Source organism: Fructobacillus apis, from assembly GCF_023893635.1.
In the GTDB taxonomy this organism is placed as follows: Bacteria; Bacillota; Bacilli; order Lactobacillales; family Lactobacillaceae; genus Fructobacillus; species Fructobacillus apis.
The window spans coordinates 1-2,500 of the sequence record NZ_JAMWYK010000012.1; the positions used below are offsets into that span (position 1 = coordinate 1).

General features: G+C 47.7%; 1 tRNA gene and 2 rRNA genes (1 of these 3 cut by a window edge). All 3 read left to right on the forward strand.

The window, feature by feature from the left end:
* Positions 1-180: 180 nt before the first annotated feature.
* Positions 181-1,730 (forward strand): 16S ribosomal RNA (locus NFX39_RS06380).
* A 98-nt stretch (positions 1,731-1,828) separates the two neighbouring features.
* A tRNA-Ala gene (locus NFX39_RS06385) sits at positions 1,829-1,901 on the forward strand.
* 184 nt (positions 1,902-2,085) lie between these two features.
* Positions 2,086-2,500, forward strand: a 23S ribosomal RNA gene (locus tag NFX39_RS06390); it runs 2,492 nt beyond the window's last position.
* Together the 16S and 23S rRNA genes with 1 tRNA gene alongside form the textbook arrangement of a ribosomal RNA operon.

Genomic DNA, 2,500 nt, shown 5'->3' on the forward strand with positions numbered 1-2,500 from the left:
AATCGGGTACGCACATTGAAAACTGAACAAAACTTTGAACAAACAAATCTGTAACGGTGGCAGTTATGATGACTGTCATATACAAATTTGCGAAGTCAATTCGTAACAAACAATAAACGGATAGGCGTTATCGGATAGATAACAAATAGTCAGTTTAATCGAAGAGCAATCTTCAAACTTTAACGTGAGAGTTTGATCCTGGCTCAGGATGAACGCTGGCGGCGTGCCTAATACATGCAAGTCGTACGAACAGCGAAAAGTGCTTGCACTTTTCAAGTAAGTGGCGAACGGGTGAGTAACACGTGAATAACCTACCTTTAAGTCTGGGATAACTCTTGGAAACAGGGACTAATACCGGATAAAACACAAGTTCACATGAACTAATGTTGAAAGCTGCGTTTGCAGCGCTTTTAGATGGATTCGCGGTGCATTAGTTAGTTGGTGAGGTAAAGGCTCACCAAGACGATGATGCATAGCCGAGTTGAGAGACTGACCGGCCACATTGGGACTGAGACACGGCCCAAACTCCTACGGGAGGCTGCAGTAGGGAATCTTCCACAATGGGCGAAAGCCTGATGGAGCAACGCCGCGTGTGTGATGAAGGCTTTCGGGTCGTAAAGCACTGTTGTATGGGAAGAACGGGCGGGTTAGGAAATGAACCTGCATTGACGGTACCATACCAGAAAGGGACGGCTAAATACGTGCCAGCAGCCGCGGTAATACGTATGTCCCGAGCGTTATCCGGATTTATTGGGCGTAAAGCGAGCGCAGACGGTTCGGTAAGTCTGAAGTGAAAGCCCACAGCTCAACTGTGGAATGGCTTTGGAAACTGTCGAACTTGAGTGCAGTAGAGGTAAGTGGAACTCCATGTGTAGCGGTGGAATGCGTAGATATATGGAAGAACACCAGTGGCGAAGGCGGCTTACTGGACTGCAACTGACGTTGAGGCTCGAAAGTGTGGGTAGCAAACAGGATTAGATACCCTGGTAGTCCACACCGTAAACGATGGATACTAGTTGTTAGAGGGTTTCCGCCCTTTAGTGACGAAGCAAACGCATTAAGTATCCCGCCTGGGGAGTACGGTCGCAAGACTGAAACTCAAAGGAATTGACGGGGACCCGCACAAGCGGTGGAGCATGTGGTTTAATTCGAAGCAACGCGAAGAACCTTACCAAGTCTTGACATCCTTTGAAGATGTAAGAGATTACATTGTCTTCTTCGGAAGCAAAGTGACAGGTGGTGCATGGCCGTCGTCAGCTCGTGTCGTGAGATGTTGGGTTAAGTCCCGCAACGAGCGCAACCCTTATGTTTAGTTGCCAGCATTCAGTTGGGCACTCTAGACAGACTGCCGGTGACAAACCGGAGGAAGGCGGGGACGACGTCAGGTCATCATGCCCCTTATGACTTGGGCTACACACGTGCTACAATGGCGTATACAACGAGCAGCGAACTCGCGAGGGTAAGCGAATCTCTTAAAGTACGTCTCAGTTCGGATTGTAGTCTGCAACTCGACTACATGAAGTCGGAATCGCTAGTAATCGCGGATCAGCATGCCGCGGTGAATACGTTCCCGGGTCTTGTACACACCGCCCGTCACACCATGGGAGTTGGTAATGCCCAAAGCCGGTGGCCTAACCTTCGGGGAGGAGCCGTCTAAGGCAGGACTGATGACTGGGGTGAAGTCGTAACAAGGTAGCCGTAGGAGAACCTGCGGCTGGATCACCTCCTTTCTAAGGATAACCGGAACGTTACAGGGACTTAAGTGTCAATTTGATTTGTTACAAAGTTTTGTTTAGTTTTGAGTGTGTGAACTCTACCGATTAGGTATGGGGGATTAGCTCAGCTGGGAGAGCACCTGCTTTGCAAGCAGGGGGTCATCGGTTCGATCCCGATATTCTCCATTGGCTTTCGTAAAAGAGAGCCAAGCTTGAACATTGAAAACTGAATAATCAAGAAAATCTTTTAAATCAAGAAATTGATTCTAAATGAACCGAGAAACAACACAAGTTCTTTAATAAAGAACGGTTTAATCGCAGGTCTGAAAGATGACCAACTCATATAAACTGATCCAACTAAATTAGTTGTGGTTAAGTGAATAAGGGCGCGTGGTGGATGCCTTGGCACTAGGAGCCGATGAAGGACGTGACTAACTACGATAAGCTTCGGGGAGCGGTAAGTACGCTATGAGCCGGAGATTTCCGAATGGGGAAACCCAACATATAAAAATGTTATCTAACCGCCAATACATAACGGTTAGAAGGAATACGCTGTGAACTGAAACATCTCATTAGCAGCAGGAGCAGAAAGAAAAATCGATTCCCTGAGTAGCGGCGAGCGAAACGGGAAGAGCCCAAACCAGAGTGCTTGCATGCTGGGGTTGTAGGACTGTCGTTGAGTTACCAAGTAATGATTTAGGTGAATACGTTGGGAAGCGTAATCAAAGAGGGTGATAATCCCGTAACCGAAAAGTCATTACCTCTAGACAGGATCCTGAGTACGG